This is a genomic window from Pontibacillus chungwhensis (genome assembly GCF_030166655.1).
In the GTDB taxonomy this organism is placed as follows: domain Bacteria; phylum Bacillota; class Bacilli; order Bacillales; family BH030062; genus Pontibacillus.
Map to the genome: position 1 here is coordinate 453,653 of NZ_CP126446.1, position 17,057 is coordinate 470,709.

Annotated in this window: 19 protein-coding genes and 1 riboswitch; of the genes, 11 read left to right on the forward strand and 8 right to left on the reverse strand. The window is 43.3% G+C overall.

Features of this window, described 5'->3' with window-relative positions:
• Positions 1-12: 12 nt before the first annotated feature.
• The 3 genes from QNI29_RS02365 to QNI29_RS02375 all read right to left on the reverse strand — a co-directional run bounded on the left by QNI29_RS02365 (position 13) and on the right by QNI29_RS02375 (position 2,320).
• Positions 13-735: an amino acid ABC transporter ATP-binding protein gene (locus tag QNI29_RS02365; RefSeq protein ID WP_231419188.1), complete on the reverse strand. Its 723-nt coding sequence runs from the start codon at positions 733-735 to the stop codon at positions 13-15.
• Positions 736-1,401 carry an amino acid ABC transporter permease gene (locus tag QNI29_RS02370; RefSeq protein ID WP_231419189.1) on the reverse strand — a complete coding sequence of 222 codons (666 nt, stop codon included), beginning with the start codon at positions 1,399-1,401 and terminating at the stop codon, positions 736-738. It abuts the gene before it with no gap.
• Between the two features lie 109 nt (positions 1,402-1,510).
• Positions 1,511-2,320, reverse strand: coding sequence for a glutamine ABC transporter substrate-binding protein (locus QNI29_RS02375; protein ID WP_231419190.1), 810 nt, complete (start codon positions 2,318-2,320; stop codon positions 1,511-1,513).
• A gap of 277 nt (positions 2,321-2,597) precedes the next feature.
• On the opposite strand from QNI29_RS02375, the gene QNI29_RS02380 reads away from it, so the two are divergent.
• Together QNI29_RS02380 and QNI29_RS02385 are read left to right on the forward strand one after the other, a co-directional pair.
• A complete protein-coding gene (locus tag QNI29_RS02380; RefSeq protein WP_231419191.1) occupies positions 2,598-3,554 on the forward strand; it encodes an ABC transporter permease subunit in 957 nt (318 codons plus the stop codon).
• The gene (locus QNI29_RS02385; protein ID WP_231419193.1) at positions 3,551-4,456 is read left to right on the forward strand and encodes an ABC transporter permease subunit; all 906 of its coding nucleotides are present in this window, start codon (positions 3,551-3,553) and stop codon (positions 4,454-4,456) included. Before QNI29_RS02380 ends, QNI29_RS02385 begins: the two co-directional genes overlap by 4 nt.
• A gap of 510 nt (positions 4,457-4,966) precedes the next feature.
• Here the strand turns inward: QNI29_RS02385 and QNI29_RS02390 are convergent.
• A complete protein-coding gene (locus QNI29_RS02390) occupies positions 4,967-6,928 on the reverse strand; it encodes a hypothetical protein (RefSeq protein WP_231419194.1) in 1,962 nt (653 codons plus the stop codon).
• Between the two features lie 26 nt (positions 6,929-6,954).
• The gene (locus QNI29_RS02395) at positions 6,955-8,223 is read right to left on the reverse strand and encodes an ATP-grasp domain-containing protein (protein ID WP_231419195.1); all 1,269 of its coding nucleotides are present in this window, start codon (positions 8,221-8,223) and stop codon (positions 6,955-6,957) included.
• Positions 8,224-8,478: 255 nt separating this feature from the next.
• Here QNI29_RS02395 and QNI29_RS02400 point away from each other — a divergent pair, with 255 nt between their 5' ends.
• Positions 8,479-8,709, forward strand: coding sequence for an excisionase family DNA-binding protein (locus QNI29_RS02400; RefSeq protein ID WP_231419196.1), 231 nt, complete (start codon positions 8,479-8,481; stop codon positions 8,707-8,709).
• 35 nt (positions 8,710-8,744) lie between these two features.
• Positions 8,745-9,797 (forward strand): C45 family autoproteolytic acyltransferase/hydrolase, encoded by a 1,053-nt coding sequence (locus tag QNI29_RS02405; protein ID WP_231419197.1) that lies wholly within the window; start codon positions 8,745-8,747, stop codon positions 9,795-9,797.
• A 278-nt stretch (positions 9,798-10,075) separates the two neighbouring features.
• Here QNI29_RS02405 and QNI29_RS02410 read toward each other — a convergent pair whose 3' ends face one another.
• The gene (locus QNI29_RS02410; protein ID WP_231419205.1) at positions 10,076-10,462 is read right to left on the reverse strand and encodes a Rid family detoxifying hydrolase; all 387 of its coding nucleotides are present in this window, start codon (positions 10,460-10,462) and stop codon (positions 10,076-10,078) included.
• Positions 10,463-10,763: 301 nt separating this feature from the next.
• A riboswitch (SAM riboswitch) is annotated at positions 10,764-10,882 on the forward strand.
• A gap of 125 nt (positions 10,883-11,007) precedes the next feature.
• Between QNI29_RS02410 and msrA the strand changes: the two genes are divergently transcribed.
• The gene (msrA, locus tag QNI29_RS02415; RefSeq protein WP_231419206.1) at positions 11,008-11,478 is read left to right on the forward strand and encodes a peptide-methionine (S)-S-oxide reductase MsrA; all 471 of its coding nucleotides are present in this window, start codon (positions 11,008-11,010) and stop codon (positions 11,476-11,478) included.
• Positions 11,479-11,636: 158 nt separating this feature from the next.
• Here msrA and QNI29_RS02420 read toward each other — a convergent pair whose 3' ends face one another.
• Positions 11,637-12,164: a methyltransferase gene (locus QNI29_RS02420; RefSeq protein ID WP_231419208.1), complete on the reverse strand. Its 528-nt coding sequence runs from the start codon at positions 12,162-12,164 to the stop codon at positions 11,637-11,639.
• A gap of 130 nt (positions 12,165-12,294) precedes the next feature.
• On the opposite strand from QNI29_RS02420, the gene QNI29_RS02425 reads away from it, so the two are divergent.
• From QNI29_RS02425 to QNI29_RS02450, 6 genes are all read left to right on the forward strand, one after another.
• The gene (locus QNI29_RS02425; protein WP_231419209.1) at positions 12,295-13,767 is read left to right on the forward strand and encodes a methyl-accepting chemotaxis protein; all 1,473 of its coding nucleotides are present in this window, start codon (positions 12,295-12,297) and stop codon (positions 13,765-13,767) included.
• A gap of 90 nt (positions 13,768-13,857) precedes the next feature.
• Positions 13,858-14,184, forward strand: a complete 327-nt coding sequence (locus QNI29_RS02430; RefSeq protein ID WP_231419211.1) for a thioredoxin family protein — start codon at positions 13,858-13,860, stop codon at positions 14,182-14,184.
• Between the two features lie 438 nt (positions 14,185-14,622).
• Positions 14,623-15,060, forward strand: a complete 438-nt coding sequence (locus tag QNI29_RS02435) for a hypothetical protein (RefSeq protein WP_231419213.1) — start codon at positions 14,623-14,625, stop codon at positions 15,058-15,060.
• Positions 15,061-15,119: 59 nt separating this feature from the next.
• Entirely contained in the window at positions 15,120-15,581 is a 462-nt protein-coding gene (locus QNI29_RS02440) for a DUF2188 domain-containing protein (protein WP_231419215.1), read from the forward strand.
• Between the two features lie 104 nt (positions 15,582-15,685).
• A complete protein-coding gene (locus QNI29_RS02445; RefSeq protein ID WP_231419217.1) occupies positions 15,686-16,384 on the forward strand; it encodes an AIM24 family protein in 699 nt (232 codons plus the stop codon).
• Positions 16,385-16,462: 78 nt separating this feature from the next.
• On the forward strand, positions 16,463-16,741 hold the full coding sequence (locus tag QNI29_RS02450) for a hypothetical protein (protein WP_231419218.1): 279 nt from the start codon (positions 16,463-16,465) through the stop codon (positions 16,739-16,741).
• Between the two features lie 64 nt (positions 16,742-16,805).
• Here QNI29_RS02450 and QNI29_RS02455 read toward each other — a convergent pair whose 3' ends face one another.
• Entirely contained in the window at positions 16,806-16,973 is a 168-nt protein-coding gene (locus QNI29_RS02455; RefSeq protein WP_255688781.1) for a CDGSH iron-sulfur domain-containing protein, read from the reverse strand.
• Positions 16,974-17,057 lie beyond the last annotated feature (84 nt).

Genomic DNA, 17,057 nt, shown 5'->3' on the forward strand with positions numbered 1-17,057 from the left:
GCTTTTTACATGCTATAAAATTTTGCTTAAGAAGGATTGTGTTCTGGAGTTCTGTGGGTCATCGAAGATTTGAGAAGGCGATCCGTTTTCCATAATAATGCCTTCATCCATAAAGAGCACGCGGTCACCGACTTCTCGGGCGAAGCCCATCTCGTGTGTCACAACGACCATTGTCATACCTTCAACAGCCAGGTCTTTCATTACCTGGAGAACATCCCCGACTAGCTCTGGGTCAAGAGCAGATGTCGGTTCGTCAAAGAGCATAACTTTTGGATTCATGGCGAGAGAACGAGCGATGGCGACACGCTGCTTCTGCCCGCCTGATAAGCTCTCAGGATACACATCCGCTTTGTCTCCAAGACCAACCTTTTCAAGGAGAGAGTGTCCTGTTTTGTCCGCTTCGCTTTGAGACAACCCCTTTACTTTAATGGGGGCCAATGTAATGTTCTCTAATACGGTTTTATGAGGAAATAAATTGAAGTGCTGAAACACCATTCCGACCTGGGAGCGAACGGCATTAATATCTACTTTTGGATCTGTTAGGACGTCACCATCGATGACGATTTCTCCTGATGTGACCTCTTCTAAAAGATTCAAACACCTTAAGAATGTACTCTTACCAGAGCCAGATGGGCCTATGACACAGACCACTTCACTTTCTTCTACTTTCGCATCTATTCCTTTTAAGACTTCTGTTTTACCAAATGATTTGTGGAGATCTTTTACGGTAATCATTTATACGTCCAGCTTCCTTTCTAATCTTCTTAAGTAAAATGAGGCAGGTATTGTAATGCATAGGTATAAGAGGCAAACTACTATTAACGTTTGGAAAGGTGTATACGTTATGTTGTAGTACTGCTTACCAAGGTATAGAAGCTCCCCTATGGCAATAACGGAAAATAAAGAGGTATCTTTCAGACTAATTACGAACTGGTTTCCAAGAGGCGGAATCATTCGTTTAAAAGCCTGAGGCCATACAATATGGCGCATCGTTTCACGTTCACTTAATCCTAGTGCTCGTCCAGCTTCACGTTGCCCTTTATCAATTGAGTGTACCGTACCACGAACGATCTCAGCAATATATGCACCGGCATTTATGGCGATTGCAATAATTGCAGTAGGCAGCGCGGCAATGTTAAAGCCAATAATATCTTCTGTTAGACCTGAGTAGATAAAGAGAATCTGTGCGAGCATCGGAGTTCCTCGTACAATCTCTACAAACCACAGAGCAGGTATGTTCACCCATTTCTTCTTAGATAAACGCCCGAGTCCAACGATGGCACCAATGATAAATCCGAAAAATAAACCAGCTAATGTAATTCCTAGTGTGAGTAATATTCCTTCAGGAAAGACAGCCTGAAAACTACGAACGTAGTGAGAATCCATAAAAGCTTCAAACATGATTTAATCGCTCCTTAATTAAGTACGAAATAGAAAAAAGCGCAACAAGTTCATAACTCGCTGCGCTTTTCATTGTGCCTTCTAAGGTGTTATGAACCTAAGTGTTCTATTACTCTGGCTTTTTGCCGAAGTATTCTTCATAGATTTCGTCGTATTTTCCGTTTTCTTTTAGAGTAGCGAGTGCTTCATTTACAGGTTCTACAAGGTCAGATCCTTTCTCCATTGCAATACCATAAGACTCACCTTGAAGCGTTTCTCCAACTGTTTTTAGCTCATCTTTGCCGCTTTCTTTAATGTAGAATTCAACGTTTGGCTTGTCATATAAAGATGCATCTACACGACCGTTTCGAACGTCCATGTATGCGTTGATAATTTGAGGGAAGGCTTTGATTTTAGCATCTGTATTTTCTTTTAAGTATGCCTCACTTGTTGTCCCTGTCTTAACGCCGACTTCTTTTCCATCAACATCATCAATCGATTTAATCTCATCGTTATCACTTTGAACCATTAAAATTAAACCAGAATCGTAATATGGATCTGAGAAATCAATGCTTTCTTTTCGCTCTTCCGTAATGGAGATCCCTGCAATAGCAAGTGGGTAACGTCCGGACTGCATTCCTGTAATCAGTCCATCAAATTGCATGGACTTAAATTCGACGTTAAAGCCAGCTTCATCCGCAATCGCCTTCATTAAATCAATATCAAAGCCTTTCATCTCTCCACTGTCTGGATCTTTATATTCAAAAGGCTTAAAGTTTGCATCTGTGGCAACGGTGTAGGTCTCTTTTTCTCCTGAATCGCCGCCGCTGTCCCCGCTATCTCCATTTGTAGAGTCACCGTTTGAATCTGATGAGCTACCACACGCTGCGAGTACAGCAATTGATAGAATTGTGATAAAAAGTGCAAATAAACGTTTCACCTAATGGACATCCCCTTCCAAATTTTATAAGTCTGTATACCAGTATCTCATAATCGTCAGAAAATTTAAATTTCTGTTTGAGGGAGTAATTGATAGAAAAGTCTGAAAAATTAAAGGTGAGCTAAAAATACAGCCGATTTATTTAAAATAGCTTCGAATTCTTTCATTTTTCTACCTTTTATTCATAGTTTACGAGATTTTATCTACAAAAAAGGTTTTTTGGAAGAAATTGTTGAATGATCGTATGGGTGTAATATTTTTTGAGGGGGGCGTAGATTTGGGGAGAACGTTGATCCAGACGTGTTTCATTTGGTTGTTCGTAACGATTGTGCTCATACTCGTGGTCTTGATTCCGAGAGGGAACCCGGAGGTGGACCGTAACCTATCCCGAACAGAGCAGGCTGAACAATACAGGGAAGGGATTACGGATTTCTCTTGGGAAGCATACCGACAAAATGTGACGACACTTCTTCAATATGCATGGGAACATAAGAGTTTAGGGGATACCATTCACACTCACTCGGTAGAATATGAGGTTTGGAGATATTTAAAGAAGAGTTTATGGCTGATCGTTCCGAGTTTTATTATAAGTTCGATTTTGGGTGTGCTAAAAGGAATCTATGATTTTTACGTGAAGCGGAGGCGGTTTAATGTATTGGGGGAAAAAGCGACTGTATTTTTTCTTTCCGTACCGGATTTTTTCTTGTTACTCATGATTCAGGTGGCTCTCATTACGTTTGCGGATTATGGACTTCCGCGTATTAGTTTATATGGAAGTGAGGCTGTTTCGAATAAAGTGGTTGGGATTACTTTTCTGGCTATCTATCCGACCTTTTACATAGCTAGGTTAACGTATTCGAGCTTGGAACAACAATCTACGCAGGATTACATACGCACCGCGTTTAGCAAAGGGACGAACCGTTTCAAAATAGTTTGGAAACACATGCTCAGTAACTGTTGGCTAGCAGTTGTGAGTCATTTGAATACGATTATGCTGTATATTTTGTCGAATTTATTTATCGTTGAGTTAATTACATCTTATCGAGGAGCGGCTTACAGGTTCTATAAAGCCCTCCGCGTCAGAGGTAGCTTTACAGTCGGGAGCCCGCAATCCATAGATACGTCACTTGTGATCGAATATATCATCGTCTTTACAGGGATCGTTCTAATAGTCCAGCTCCTCAGCAAACTAGCTGCTCATCAGCTTTTACGAAGAGGAGGCGAGGCTTCGTGAAATGGAACAAACAGCTAATAGCAGGGTGTATCTTTTTAGTCGGCCTTCTGTTTGTCGCCTTTCTGGGTCCATACCTTCCATTTATCGATGAGAATGTGGAAACGAAAGGGATGATGCGCACAGAGGAGGGAGAAATGACAATTCCTCCATTCCCGCCATCTGGTGAGTATTGGCTAGGGTCGGATCACTATGGGAGAGATATACTAAGTCGCTTGGTGGTCGGTACGAAAGAAGTGTTGGCGGTTGTCTTGTCTGTCGTGCTGATTCGCTATAGTATAGCTATTCCTCTTGGGCTTGGGGCTTTCTATTATCGTCCGGTCCGAGCTTTGTTGCAGTTTTTAAATCAAACTTTATCATTTGTTCCGATGATTTTTATTGTATTGTTTTTCCTTATGTTGCCTTATGTGTATTTCTCCCCCCACCGTACAACCTGGCTCATTATCATTTTGGCCGTGGTGGAAGTAGGGAGAGTGGGTGATGTATTGTATAAGCAAACGGAGGAGATCTCCTATAAGCCATTTATGGATACGGCCATTACTTCAGGGAATACCTCTTTTCAAATGCTGAGGCGATACTATTTCCCTCAACTGTTCCCTCATATGGCTGTAAATGTTTCGTTAGATATTAGTCGAGTCATGTTTGTCATTGGGCAGCTTGGGTTAATTCAAGTGTTTATTAGTCACAAGATTGAAGCTTTGCCATCTGTGACCACACCGGCATATAAGGTCGTAAATACATCGAATGCCTGGCCGGTGCTCTTCCAGCGAGCAACCGCTGATGTGTTCGGAAGCGTTTGGATTCCTTTCGCAGGAGCAGGAGCGATTACCATTTTTGTTGTAGGATTTTATTTGCTAGGCAACGGGATTCGCCACTACTTTGAGAAGCGACAGAGTTATATATGATAGGAAAAGAGAAAAGCTGCCTTCTTTTAGGAAGGCAGCTTTTTGAGGTTGGTGATAGAAAAAGTGCTGGGACGTCTAGAACTGCGATTCTGACGGCTAGAAGGCGTCGCGTGATGTCTAGAAAAGAGACACTGACGACGAGAAAGCGTCGCGGGGTGTCTAGAAAAGAGACACTGACGTCGAGAAAGCGTCGCGGGGTGTCTAGAAAAGAGACACTAACGTCGAGAAAGCGTCGTGTGATGTCTAGAAAAGAGACGCTAACGTCGAGAAAGAATCGCAGGACGTCTAGAATAGAAAGCCTGACGTCGAGAAAGCGTCGCGTGATGTCTAGAAAAGAGACTCTGACGTCTAGAAACACTTTGAGACGTCGATATTCTGGCCAGCGCTTTTCACGATGTCCAGCTCCGGCTCCTAGCCCCTAGCGTCATAAGCAAGCTAACTCCAGTCCGCTACGCGAACTTGCGTCATCTTGCTTATGCGTACGGGGCTAAACAGTCGCCTGCGCTTTTCTTAAACCCAAGTATAGTCCTCTCCCCAACTCTCCTTTGCCAGTTGTTTGACCTGGTTGATGAGGTGGGGTTCGACTGCGTAGGCGTCGCCTTGTTCGTATGGGTTGTAGTGGAATGCGTATAGGCGGGAGGTGAATTCGTGGAAGGGTAGAGAGCATTCGCCTTCTTGTTCACCGTTGCCCATGACGCTTGGTTCGATATTTTGGCCCCAGTTTTGAGAGCTGTCGTTGTTTGGGTTATAAAAGTAAACCCGGTATTGATCTTGTTGGTCTTTGGCAATTCGGATAATGGAAACGGCATGGAAGCCGAGTAATTTTCCCCTTACATTGGTGATAAAGATCCCAACCGGATTTGGGTAAATCAATTCGTAATCATCGTTGTAATCAGGGTGGTGCGTTGCGTAAAACAAGCGTACGAATCCTGAGAAATCATTGATAAACCCTGTAAGCGGGTCAATAACGGTACTGAATCCTTTCGATACCCAGCTTCCATAAAATGCAGGATTGACCCAACGGTGGCCATCTTCGCCGCGCAGAGCTACTTTTGTCATCATTTCACTATAAATTCGATCCAGGTGAGGCACGAGGACGAGTGAAACGGGATCAAGTTCTGTATGAAGCTCAGGGGCCAGGCCGCCTTTTAAATCTTTTGAGTGGATCTGAAGGCCTTCGAATGTGAAATCTATATCCCCATCCCGCGCTGCTCGTGGGATTAAATCTAGCAATACACCTGGGGCGTGCTGCGCCCACAGACTAATCCCGCGCGCGGCTTGGCATGTGGGATTAAACCCTTGCCCGACTCCTAATGGTTGCCCGAGAACACTGATGACACCGGCGACCAGGATGCTATTTGCTGTCATTCCTTCCCCGTTTCGAACGGTTTTCAAAAGGGCGGTTCGGACATCTGGAAGGATATCCAATTCGATTAACCTTCTTAAACCAGGCATGACCGGAGAGGAAGATAGGACTCCGCGCTCAAGCATCAGAGCTAATCCGTAGATGGACTGACAGGTAGATGGAAAGATCGCCACTTTAATTAGCTGTGTTACCATATCCTGGTGTTCCTCTAGGTTGGCCTTTCCTTTTCCGTTCAGCTGAAGAGCATACGGGATAAGGGTAGGGACCTTTTTCGTAAGCACTCTTAGAAGGGTCGCGTGATGTGGGCAGGTGAGGCCAGTTTTTCTCATGGAGTTGGCCATCGCAACACACTCAGATCGCAATTCTTGCTGGGACAACTCACGCAGTCGACTACGGTAAGTGCTTAAGTCTTTGTATTGTTTGCTTAGAGGGGAAGGCCCCTCAATCGCTTCAATATAAGTCAGGAGCGATTCTCGTTCCTCATATTCAAGGTCTGACTTCAGCATTTCTTTACCCATTCGAATCATCGACACGACACGCTTAATCATGATTGGCCGCTGAGCTGTAATTCTCGTAATTTCAGACACGAGCGTTTTCGTTAATGCATTGGTAGACAAATAGCTTGCGATAAATTGAAAGACTTCGCTTGTTCGTTCATCATTTTCATGCTTTTCAATTCGTGCACTTTCGCTGGCGTCAGGGAAGAGGAGATTTAAATTCAAAGCTAATACTTCATTTAAAAACTCCTCTGCCATTTCAGCTGATACCTTTGGATGTGTGAAGGCACCCTTAGCTATGGCAAGCATTCGTAATTCACTTAGAATTTCTATAATCATTGGCAGTCCTTTAGCCTTTAAAGACCCGGACACAAGAGGGGGCTGAAGGTTCTCAGCCTTTTCCCATGGGCCATCCTGGAAGACGCCGATCTCTTCGAATTGATGAGCAAAATGAAAGAGTTGCTCTAGCCCGTCTTCTGTTTGAAGAAGGCGGTTCGCTTCTTGATAGACGTCGGTTTGGTATCGTGATTTTGCAAAAGGTGCAGCTGTTTCTAAAGCTTGTAAAGCATGGGTGAAACGTTCGACTAGATCTTCAGTACGTTGAGCCATATCTACTCTCCCTTTACATTAGAAACTTAACGGTAGAAATTATATTCTTCGTACAACTGTAGTAATCGACGCATTTCTTCGCTGTCTTCTCCGTGGAAGAAAATTGTTCCGTAATGGTTACCAAAGCCGATTCGCTCTGCAACTTTTCCCTGAGCAGGGGTGAACAGATCATGTTTCTCAAAGTATGGGTGTTCTTCGAGTTCTTCCGGAATGTTTAACGACTCCACGTAGTCCGTGTGAGGGTGGACCATTAGGCACCCAGCATAGCCATCAGCACTAGATGGATCAGGGAAGAAGAGTTCTAATTCTTCGTCTGTTGTATTTGGATCACTGCATAGAATTTGAGCTTCATAGGCACTAAATCCATAGGCCTTTTCAATTAAGTCAAAGATGTGTCCCCCTGGAACTCGAGCGGCCACTTCGCCGAAATGAAGCGTTCCGTCTGGCATAATAAAATATTCTGGGTGAATGACGCCGTATTCAATTTCGAACGCATCAACAAGTTGTTGGACAGCCTTCTCAATTAGAGGACGCTTCTCTTCTAAAGAAGGGGAAGCGGGTACGAAGTTTGAGTAGCCTAACCGGATGTATTCCGTGATATTTAAGAAACGGACTTTGCCCTTATGAATAAACGCTTCGCACGAGAACTCTTGCCCGTCCAAATGGCTTTCCATCAATAACGGGAAGTCTTGCTCCTGTAGTTTCTCAACATCTTCAATCGTGTTAATGGCTAGGTGCCCGACAGAACCTGCTTTATCAAGAGGTTTTACATGGATTGGATCATACACATCGCCGTCAATTTTAAGAAGCGCTTCGTTCACACGTCTTAAGAACCATTTCACGTCTTCAATAGAGCGTGCTTCTTCGAATACACCGACCTTAATCCCAGCAATTTGCGCTTTCCGTTTCATCATCCCTTTGTCACGTAATAGAAGGGAACGGTTAAAAATGCGAGGTTCTTCTCTGAAGCGTGCGTTCAGGGCACCGGCCCATTCTACACACTCTTCATATAATGGAACCGCTAGTTCAGCCCCAAGTGCATGTAACTTTTTGTACAATAAGTCAGATCCTTCATTGAGTTTGTGGAAGTCCCAACCGACAAAGGCGATATCATGTTTTTCCGCGTAAGCTTCAAAGTCAGGAGGTCCAACTACAACAAATGGTCGATTCAATCTGGATGCAGCCTCTATAGCAGGGAGGCTCCACCCAATTAAAGCTGTTAAGTATGGTTTCGTTTGTTCTTCTAAATCCGTTTCTTGTGTAGATGAAGCTCGTTCTAATTGATCAAGTTCCATAAAAAATCGCTCCTTTTAATCAATAAATGATGAAACATTAGAAGAGAAGCATGATGATTGCCATGTGAGAATTAGATCGATTACCGTGATAACATAAACGTATCATAACTACCAAAAAGAGTAAGGACTTTATGGGTGATTCGACAAAACTAGTGTCGAATCTACAAAACTTTAACGAGCCTTTTATCGAATAATTGTGTTTTCATGCTGAGTTTGGTAATTTGAACGTACAACAGAAGTGTAGAAGGTGAAGGTATGTATTTATCCATACAAGAAACAGCTGACTATTTAGAGTTACCTGTGGAGTATATAGAAAAGCTTGTCAGAGAGAGGCGCATACGCGCTTTATTCGATGGAGAGCACTATTTGATTAATCAAAATCAGTTTACGACCCATTTTGAACAGGTGGAGAAGTATCGCCAATATATCCAAGAGTATTTAAATGAACCGATTCCTGAAGATCCCGATATCAAAGATGAAGATTAATCAGGGAGAGGCCCATCTAGAAAGGGAGCTTTACATTGAAACAAATCTATAGTGAAGTACTGCAATTCCGAGGGACCCATTATGACTTTGGCTATAAGCAAGGGGAGCTGTTAAAAGATTCTCTCACGATTCGAAACAGGGAGAAGCAGTGGAAGATCCGTAAGCCGCGTTTTACTGTTGAAGAAGAGGAAGTGAAACGTGCGATTCAGAAGTTTGCCCCTGGCGTCTGGGATGAATTGTTAGGGCTAAGGGATGCCCTTGGTTGGACCATGGAACGTGTGATGATGGAGTTTGGTGGTTACCGGGTTGAGTATGTGAAGTCAGGTTGCTCAATCGTAACAGGCGATGGCTACATGATTCGTAACTACGATTACCAGCCGAAAACGTATGAAGGTCGCTATGTCTTCTATCAGCCAACTGATGGAGGCTACGCAATAGCTGGTCCATCTCAGCGTGTAACAGGTCGAATGGATGGTATTAATGAAAAGGGGCTGGCCATCGGATATAATTTTATGCACCGTAAAAATCCTGGGAATGGCTTTATTTGTTGTATGATTGGTCGATTAATTCTTGAGTCGTGTGCCAACGTGGAAGAAGCGGTAGCCATGCTTCAAGAAATTCCTCATCGACACTCCTTTAGTTACATCGTTTATGACGGGAAAGGCGAAACGTTCGTCGTGGAAACCTCTCCTCGGGGTGTTGAAGTGCGCCAATCAAATGTATGTACAAACCATTTTGAAATCATGAAAGATGAGAATCGAAATTACTTAAAAGATTCTGAGCGTCGTATGGATGTTATCAATCAGGAAAAAACGCGAATTACTAGCGGATATGAAGCGTTTCGCCTCATGAATGATTCTGACCGAGGTGTATTCTCAAAGCAGTATCGCAACTGGGCAGGAACGATCCATACATCTGCTTACTTTCCAAATACCCTTACCGCCTGGATTGCTCTTGGCGGAGACAAAGAGCCAGTAGAATTTGACTTTGCTCATTGGTTAGAAGGGAATGACGTTGACGTGTCGCGTATTTATGGTGAGGTCGATACTGACTTGCCATTTGTCCACATGGACGAAAATGCAAGGTAACAAAAAAGCCACCCGACGAGGGTGGCTTTTTTGTTATTATGAGCGCTTGGGGGCCGTTGCGTTTGTTGAGCGCGTTTGGGGTGGCTGGGGAACGACTCGCTTTAAACGGGCGAGCTGTCGAGCCTCCTCGTTCGCTTGCGCTCTCTGTGGGGTCTCGTCGACCTCTTTCTCCCGTAGGAGTCTCCCCGTTCCCCAGCCACCCCTTATTAAAAGTTGAAATAACGGCCCCAACCACATGTAATGATCTTAATTCAGCAAATAGAAAGGCTCATACGAAGTTATGCGTCGGAGCGGTGGGCAACGACTTCTACTTCGACTTTAACATCTTTAGGGAGGCGGCTTACTTCAATCGCTGCTCGAGCCGGGTATGGTTCTTGCAGAAAGCTTGCATAAACCTCATTGACTGTTTGGAAGTCTTCCATGGAAGCAAGATAAATATTGGCTTTAGCGATATGAGCATAGTTTAGGCCTGCTTCTTCAAGGATCGCTCCAACATTTTTCATAACTTGTGTCGTTTGTTCGCTCACGTCATCAGAGACGATTTCCATCGTGCTTGGATTTAGTGGGATTTGACCGGAAACAAATACGATCTGACCGAGGTCAATTGCCTGAGAATAAGGTCCAATTGCTTCTGGTGCTTTGTTCGTTGAAATTGCTTTAACCATTTTGAAAAACTCCTTTAATTATTGGATTAGGAAGCATAAAAGGGGATCCCCCTTGAATAAAAAAAACCCTCATTATTAAATTGAACTATACAGGCATAAAAGAAAGCTTCCTTTTATATAATGAGGATACAAAATGAATGAACATACTCACCTTAAGGAGCAAGTACGAATATCATATCACAGGTTATCAGAAAATTTTAACGTTTAAGAATATGTGAAAAAATTAGGTGTTTATCACTTTACTTCACTAACGGGATCATGTATGATTTGGGATAACATAAAATATTAAATAGCGATAAACTTCTTATCCAGAGAGGCGGAGGGACTGGCCCTTTGATGCCCGGCAACCATCAAGTCAATGTAACCATTGACGAGAACGGTGCCAATTCCTGCAGGAACTTGATTCCTGGAAGATGAGAGGATCGTACGGATATACACTTACGAGCCCTTTCTTGGATAAAAAAGAGAGGGCTCTTCTATATGTAAGAGGCCGTGATCGTACTCTCGAAGAAAGAAGTGTCGTTTTAAGAAAGGAAGAGATGAGAATGGCAACAGCAGTTTTCGCAGCAGGATGTTTTTGGGGAGTAGAGGCTTATTTCGAACGTATTGAGGGCGTAGTTGCGACACGCGTCGGCTTTATGGGAGGTACTGTTGTGAACCCTTCTTACCAACAAGTAAAAGCAGGAGGTACGGGGCACGCAGAGGCGATTCGAGTTGAATTTGATCCAGAAGTGATTTCTTATAGTGAACTAGTAGACCATTTCTTCGAGTGTCATAATCCGACTCAACGAAATCGTCAGGGAGAAGACGTAGGATATCAGTATCGCTCCGTCATCTTTGCTACAGAAGATCAAGAAGAAACTGCAGCAGCTAAGATTCGCGAATGGGATAATAAAGGACTCTTCAAGAGTGAAATTGTAACGGAAGTGAATAAGGTTTCCGAATTCTACGATGCTGAAGAATATCACCAAAAGTATCTTCAGAAGAATGGTTCCGTTTCTTGTGGAATCGGCTAAATCAGCCTAACTTGTATTTCTGCATCACTTATGATATTTTAATTTCAATGCCACCTCGCAATCGATACGACTGCGGGAACTTAACCATCCTTTGAGGTGGCAGGTTACATAAGAAGGTAAAGCGACCCCAAATGGATTTTCCGTTTGGGGTCGCTTTTTTATTTATATATGTAGATCGGAGTTGTGCCGAGCCAGGATGCTACATTTTTGGTGGCGGTGGGCACGGTGTTTGGTAAGGCGAACGTGTTTGAGATTACGGTCCCATTATAGGAAGCAAACATAGGGGACAGTTGTTTCATGGCTCCGGTGAATAAGTAACAATAGATCAAATCAAATTCTCCCGCGCGAACAGTAAAGAAGTCTTTTTTTAGAATCCTAACATTTGAATATCCTTTAAGCTTTGCCATCCCTTTCATGTAAAGGTAGGGGACCAGTGAGGTTTCATAGGCGTAAATATCCGTGTGCGGGAATTCTTTCGCAAGTGCGAAAGCCATCGTCCCCCAGCCGGCCCCAAAGTCAGCGATGGTAGTAGGGGTATAGTTCTTTACGATTGCTGTGACTTCTTCCTTTACTTTTGGGCTCGTTGGTGTTGGCGTGATGCCGTTCTTAGAAGAGCGAGTAACGATGGAAATCAGAATTAAAAGAATGAGAGCGAGTAGAATGAGCGTTAGTGCATTTGAAATCATGTAGAGAAAGTCCTTTCTGGTTCAAAATCCATAACATGTAAGAAGACTACAAATTTTGTCATTTATCTTAAGTATACAGAGGAATGTGTCGATAAAAAAAGAAAAGACATCTTCTGGAGGTACCCTAATTATGAATGGTTCAGAATTACGTTTACTGGACGTGAAAAAGAAAAACGTACTGATGACATCTACATACAGTATAGCAATGTTGTCAGCACTAGCCCTTTCCTTACAAGAGGGCACGATTATTCGATCATCGATCTACGGAACGGAGCTAGCTTTGTTCTGGATTTTGTTGTTTGGATTGCAACGGATTTTACATAAACCGAGAATGTTTGCTTACATAGCAGTAAGTATGCCGATCATTGGCTATGGTCTATTAATCTATGTAGAAGGGGGGACCCTTTCCGGTGACTTAATCCTTCTCTTCCTGGCTGTTTTCTCTGCCGTGCACTTGGATCGTAGAATATTTGCTACAGGATATAGCCTTGGTCTTATTGCTTTAATTGCCAGTCATACCTGGTCAAATGCTGAGCAAGCTAATTTAATGGGCACGCTACTCTCCTCTATGGTGTTAATTTATGTGCTAATGGGAGTCATATTAGGGGTAATGGTCCATCTGGCTGGTCAGACATTTAAGAAACTTGAAACCATTCTTTCTTCTACTGAGCAGGAAAGGGAGCTTCAAGCTAGACAAAAAGAAAAGCTAGAAAAAGAGGCTACGCTCATAGCCGAAAATATTTCTCGTGTGAATGATCAGGTTCAGCAAAACGTTCAGGCACAAGGTGAAATGAAACTAGCCGTTCAGGAAGTTTCAGCTGGTGGTCAAAGTCAAAGTGAGCAGATCACCGATATCTCTGCCCATGCTCAAAGCACAATGACGACTATTTCTACAATGAAAGAATCCCTAACCGTTCTTCAATCAGAGACGAATCAAGCTTCTGATGAAATTAATGGCGGGCAGGAACGGATTTATCATCTTGAGACGGAAATGAATGAGCTGCGGAATGTTATTCACATGCTTAATGACACGTTTAATATTTTAACAGGAAAAATTGAAGAAACGAATCAGTTTACAGAAGACATTCAGCAAATTACAGAGCAGACGAACCTCCTTGCTCTAAATGCTTCTATTGAAGCCGCAAGAGCTGGAGAAGCTGGGAAAGGATTCTCCGTAGTAGCTGAGGAGATTCGCAAACTAGCAGAAGTAACGGGTCAGTCCGCTAAAAAGATTACCACAAACCTTGGAGAGTTAAATGATAGTAACGCTCAAGCACTGAATCAGATGAAAACAGGGAGTCAGAAACTGGATGAAAGTGTAGGCAGCATGAATGAAGTTGTCTCTTCATTTGAACGAATCCAAACTTCGTTACGCCATGTAAAGGAACGTACGGATGAGTGCAACAGCATCAGCGTAGACGTTGAAGATCGATCTCGTCAGGTCGAAGCAGCAACGAGCGAACTCGCTGCTATTATCGAGCAAGCTTCTGCAAGTATGGAAGAAATGAGCGCAACGATTGAAAGTCTTAATGATGACAGTGAGAAAATCGGGGCTTATATCAATGAAACCTCTAAGAGTGCGCAACAGCTTATTTCGCTTTAAATTCGAATACCCCCATGAGCATATAAGGGAGTAAGATGGGACACCCTGTGGTACAATACGAATAACAGATTATAGCTAGGTGGTGTACCTATGAAACACGTTCACACAATGGATGAGATTCACTCAACGATTGGACAAAGTGGTTTAAATCTTTTATATATTTCAAGACCAGGATGCTCCGTTTGCCATGCTCTTTTGCCGCAGATTGATGAAGTGCTAGAGCGATATCCAGCTGTTGAAGCTGTTCATGCTGACGCAGATGAAATCCCAGAGATCGCAGGCGAGTTTTCGATCTTTACGGTGCCTGTGGTGATGGTTTATGCCGATGGTAAAGAGCAGTTCCGTAAAGCTCGCTTTGTTCCAGTAGATGAGTTTGAAGACCAGCTTGGGAAGTTGTATCGTCTTATCCATGAATAAGCAGCATAGCTCGTTCATTTCCGAATGGAAATGAGCGAGTTTTTTTATATGATCTAAATTGAGGAGTGTTTCCGTTGCTTTGTTCAGAGTATAGGTGGTTCGGGAGATCACTCGCTTTCCGCGGCGAGCTGGGAAGCCTCCTCGTTCGCTTGCGCTCTCTGTGGGGTCTTCCCTAGGCTCCTTATGCCGCAGGAGTCTCGCAATTTCCCGAACCACCTTGCCCGAATTTTGGAGGAACGGAAACAAGCCAAGCAGAGGCGGACTTTATTCTAAACTTTCTTGCCGTTCTTTTTGGGCTGATTCCGTGATAAAATACTAACAAAAATAATTGTAGAAGATGGATACATCTCTAAAATCTAAAAAACAAGTAAATGATTGAGGTAAAGAGGAAATACTAGAATGAGTAACGAACTTCATTAAAGAGAGGGATGGTCCGGTATGATTTACGTACTATTTGCGATTGTGGCGATCTTCCTTGCGTACATGATTATTCGTACGGATCGAAAGAGAGAAGAGGTTGAAGAACAAGGGCAGATGCCTATTATAAGCAACTATATCGTTATGGAGTCAGAAGATGAGGATCAGTTTCATACTTGTGTGCAACCGTTAGAGGAGCTATCTAATCAGTATTCATGGTTTGAAACTGGGCATCTTTTATGTCGGATGGATCGGCACGGGGATCATTTTGAAGATACGTGGGAAGGACTCCTCACGCACACGAACTATTCTAAGGAAGAAGAGCCGTACTATTTATTCTTCGAAAAGGCTGATCATGTTGTGAAGCAGTCAGAGATTTCTTGGAAGGCTTTAGTGTTTGAAACGAGTGATCCGGAAGAGGCCAAGCGTTTTGTGCAAGACTATCCGGTAGCGAAATAGGTTTATCGTTCCTCTTATTGCGGTAATCTGTAAGAAAAAGGTTACTGGAGGTGGGCGTTATGCCTTGGGATACGAAGGATTATCCAAGTTCATTGAAGAATTTAGAAACCCCTGTAAGAAAGAAAGCGATTGATATAGCTAATGCGATGTTAGATGACGGGTATGATGAGGATCGGGCCATTCCGATTGCAACAGAACAGGCGAAGGAATGGTATGATAATGCGACCGAGAAGGAGATTAATCAGGTCAAACAAATGAGTGATCAGGATTTAAAGAAGCGTGACGATCAAGGACAGCGGTCCGAGAGTCGCCCAGAACTTCTCGAGAAAGGTGAACATGTCGTCGCTCATGAAGAAGGTTGGGCGGTTCAAACGGAACAGGCGAAGAAGCCTTCAGATGTGTTTGACCAGAAGCAAGAAGCCATTGATCGAGCGAAGGAGATTGCCAAGAATAAGGGGACGAAAGTTATTATTCATAAGAAAGATGGCAGTATCCAGGACCAGACATCATACGATTCATAATTTGTGAAGCTGTCTCATACAAAAAAGGTGGGACAGCTTTTTTTAAATCTAATGAAGTTTCACCATCTATACAATAGAGAAATGGAAAAGGGAGTGGGCTACCGGTGAAAAACAACTATTCTATTGATGAATTTATTCGCCAGACGAAACAAGATGAAGAAGAGAATGATTATTTTGAATTAGAGACCCCTCGTATGCTTGAAGTGAATCTGAATGGAGATGTGTGGGCGAAGATGGGTTCGATGATCTCCTACAATGGATCAATTCGTTTTGAACGGGAAGGGATCCTTGAACACGGAATTGGTAAGATGTTTAAAAAGGCGTTCTCAGGAGAAGGCGCTTCTCTTATGAAAGCAGAAGGAAACGGAAAACTATATTTAGCCGATCAAGGGAAGAAGATTACGATTCTTCACTTGAACAATGAAGCCATTACGGTAAATGGCAATGACCTTCTGGCTTTTGAACCAGGGATTGAGTGGGACATCAAGTTAATGAGAAAGGTTGCCGGAATGATGTCAGGTGGGCTTTTTAATATTCGATTAGAAGGTCGCGGTCTTGTGGCGATTACATCTCATTATGAGCCTTTAACGCTTTTAGTTACTCCAGATCAACCTGTCATGACAGATCCAAATGCTACTGTCGCATGGTCTGGGCATTTGCAGCCTGAATTTAAGACGGACGTAACGTTAAAGAGTTTCTTCGGCCGTGGAAGCGGGGAGTCGATTCAGATGAAATTCTCTGGAGAAGGCTTTGTCATTGTTCAACCGTTTGAAGAAGTCTATTATTCTCAGTCGAATCAATAAACGAGATTAGATGTAGTCAGTAGTATGTTTCAGCTCCCTGTCGTTCATACTAGTTGAAAAAAGCAGGGAGTGGGAAACTTGAAACATCAGCTTAAACGAATTGAGCGTAGCGGGAATCGAAGAGCGGAACACAAACTAGTGGGCGTTAGTGTTGGGGAGCGAGAAGAATGGCTCTGGACGGCATTTGTGAAGAAAGGGAACGTTGGTTGGGTATTTGTATCAAGCCGTCCTAAGATGATTAATAGCAGAGAAGTAGACTGGAAGAGTCAGGACACCGTCCCGGAAGATGTGAATCGATTTATAAGTGAACTTGCTCAGCGGGTTGATGCTTTGTTTAAAGCAAGCGAGGTATCTTGAATAGAAAAAGCGGCTTTCTCGGAATGCGAGATAGGCCGCTTTTTTGTGTTTAGAACTGACCGATTTAAGGGGGGTTAGGGGCCCGGGATTCGTCTTTAAATACCCCTTTATGGGTTCCGTCACAAAATGGTTTATTGTTCGATAATCCGCATCGGCACAAGGAACAGCCTTTCTTGGTTACATATTCTTGCCCGGTGGCGTCTTTAATCGTGAACTCCCCTGATACGAACAAGGGTCCGTTATCTCTTACTTTAATATCTGCGATCGTGATCCCTCCTTTTTTGTTTACTATATGATGATGACCTAACTTTTACGA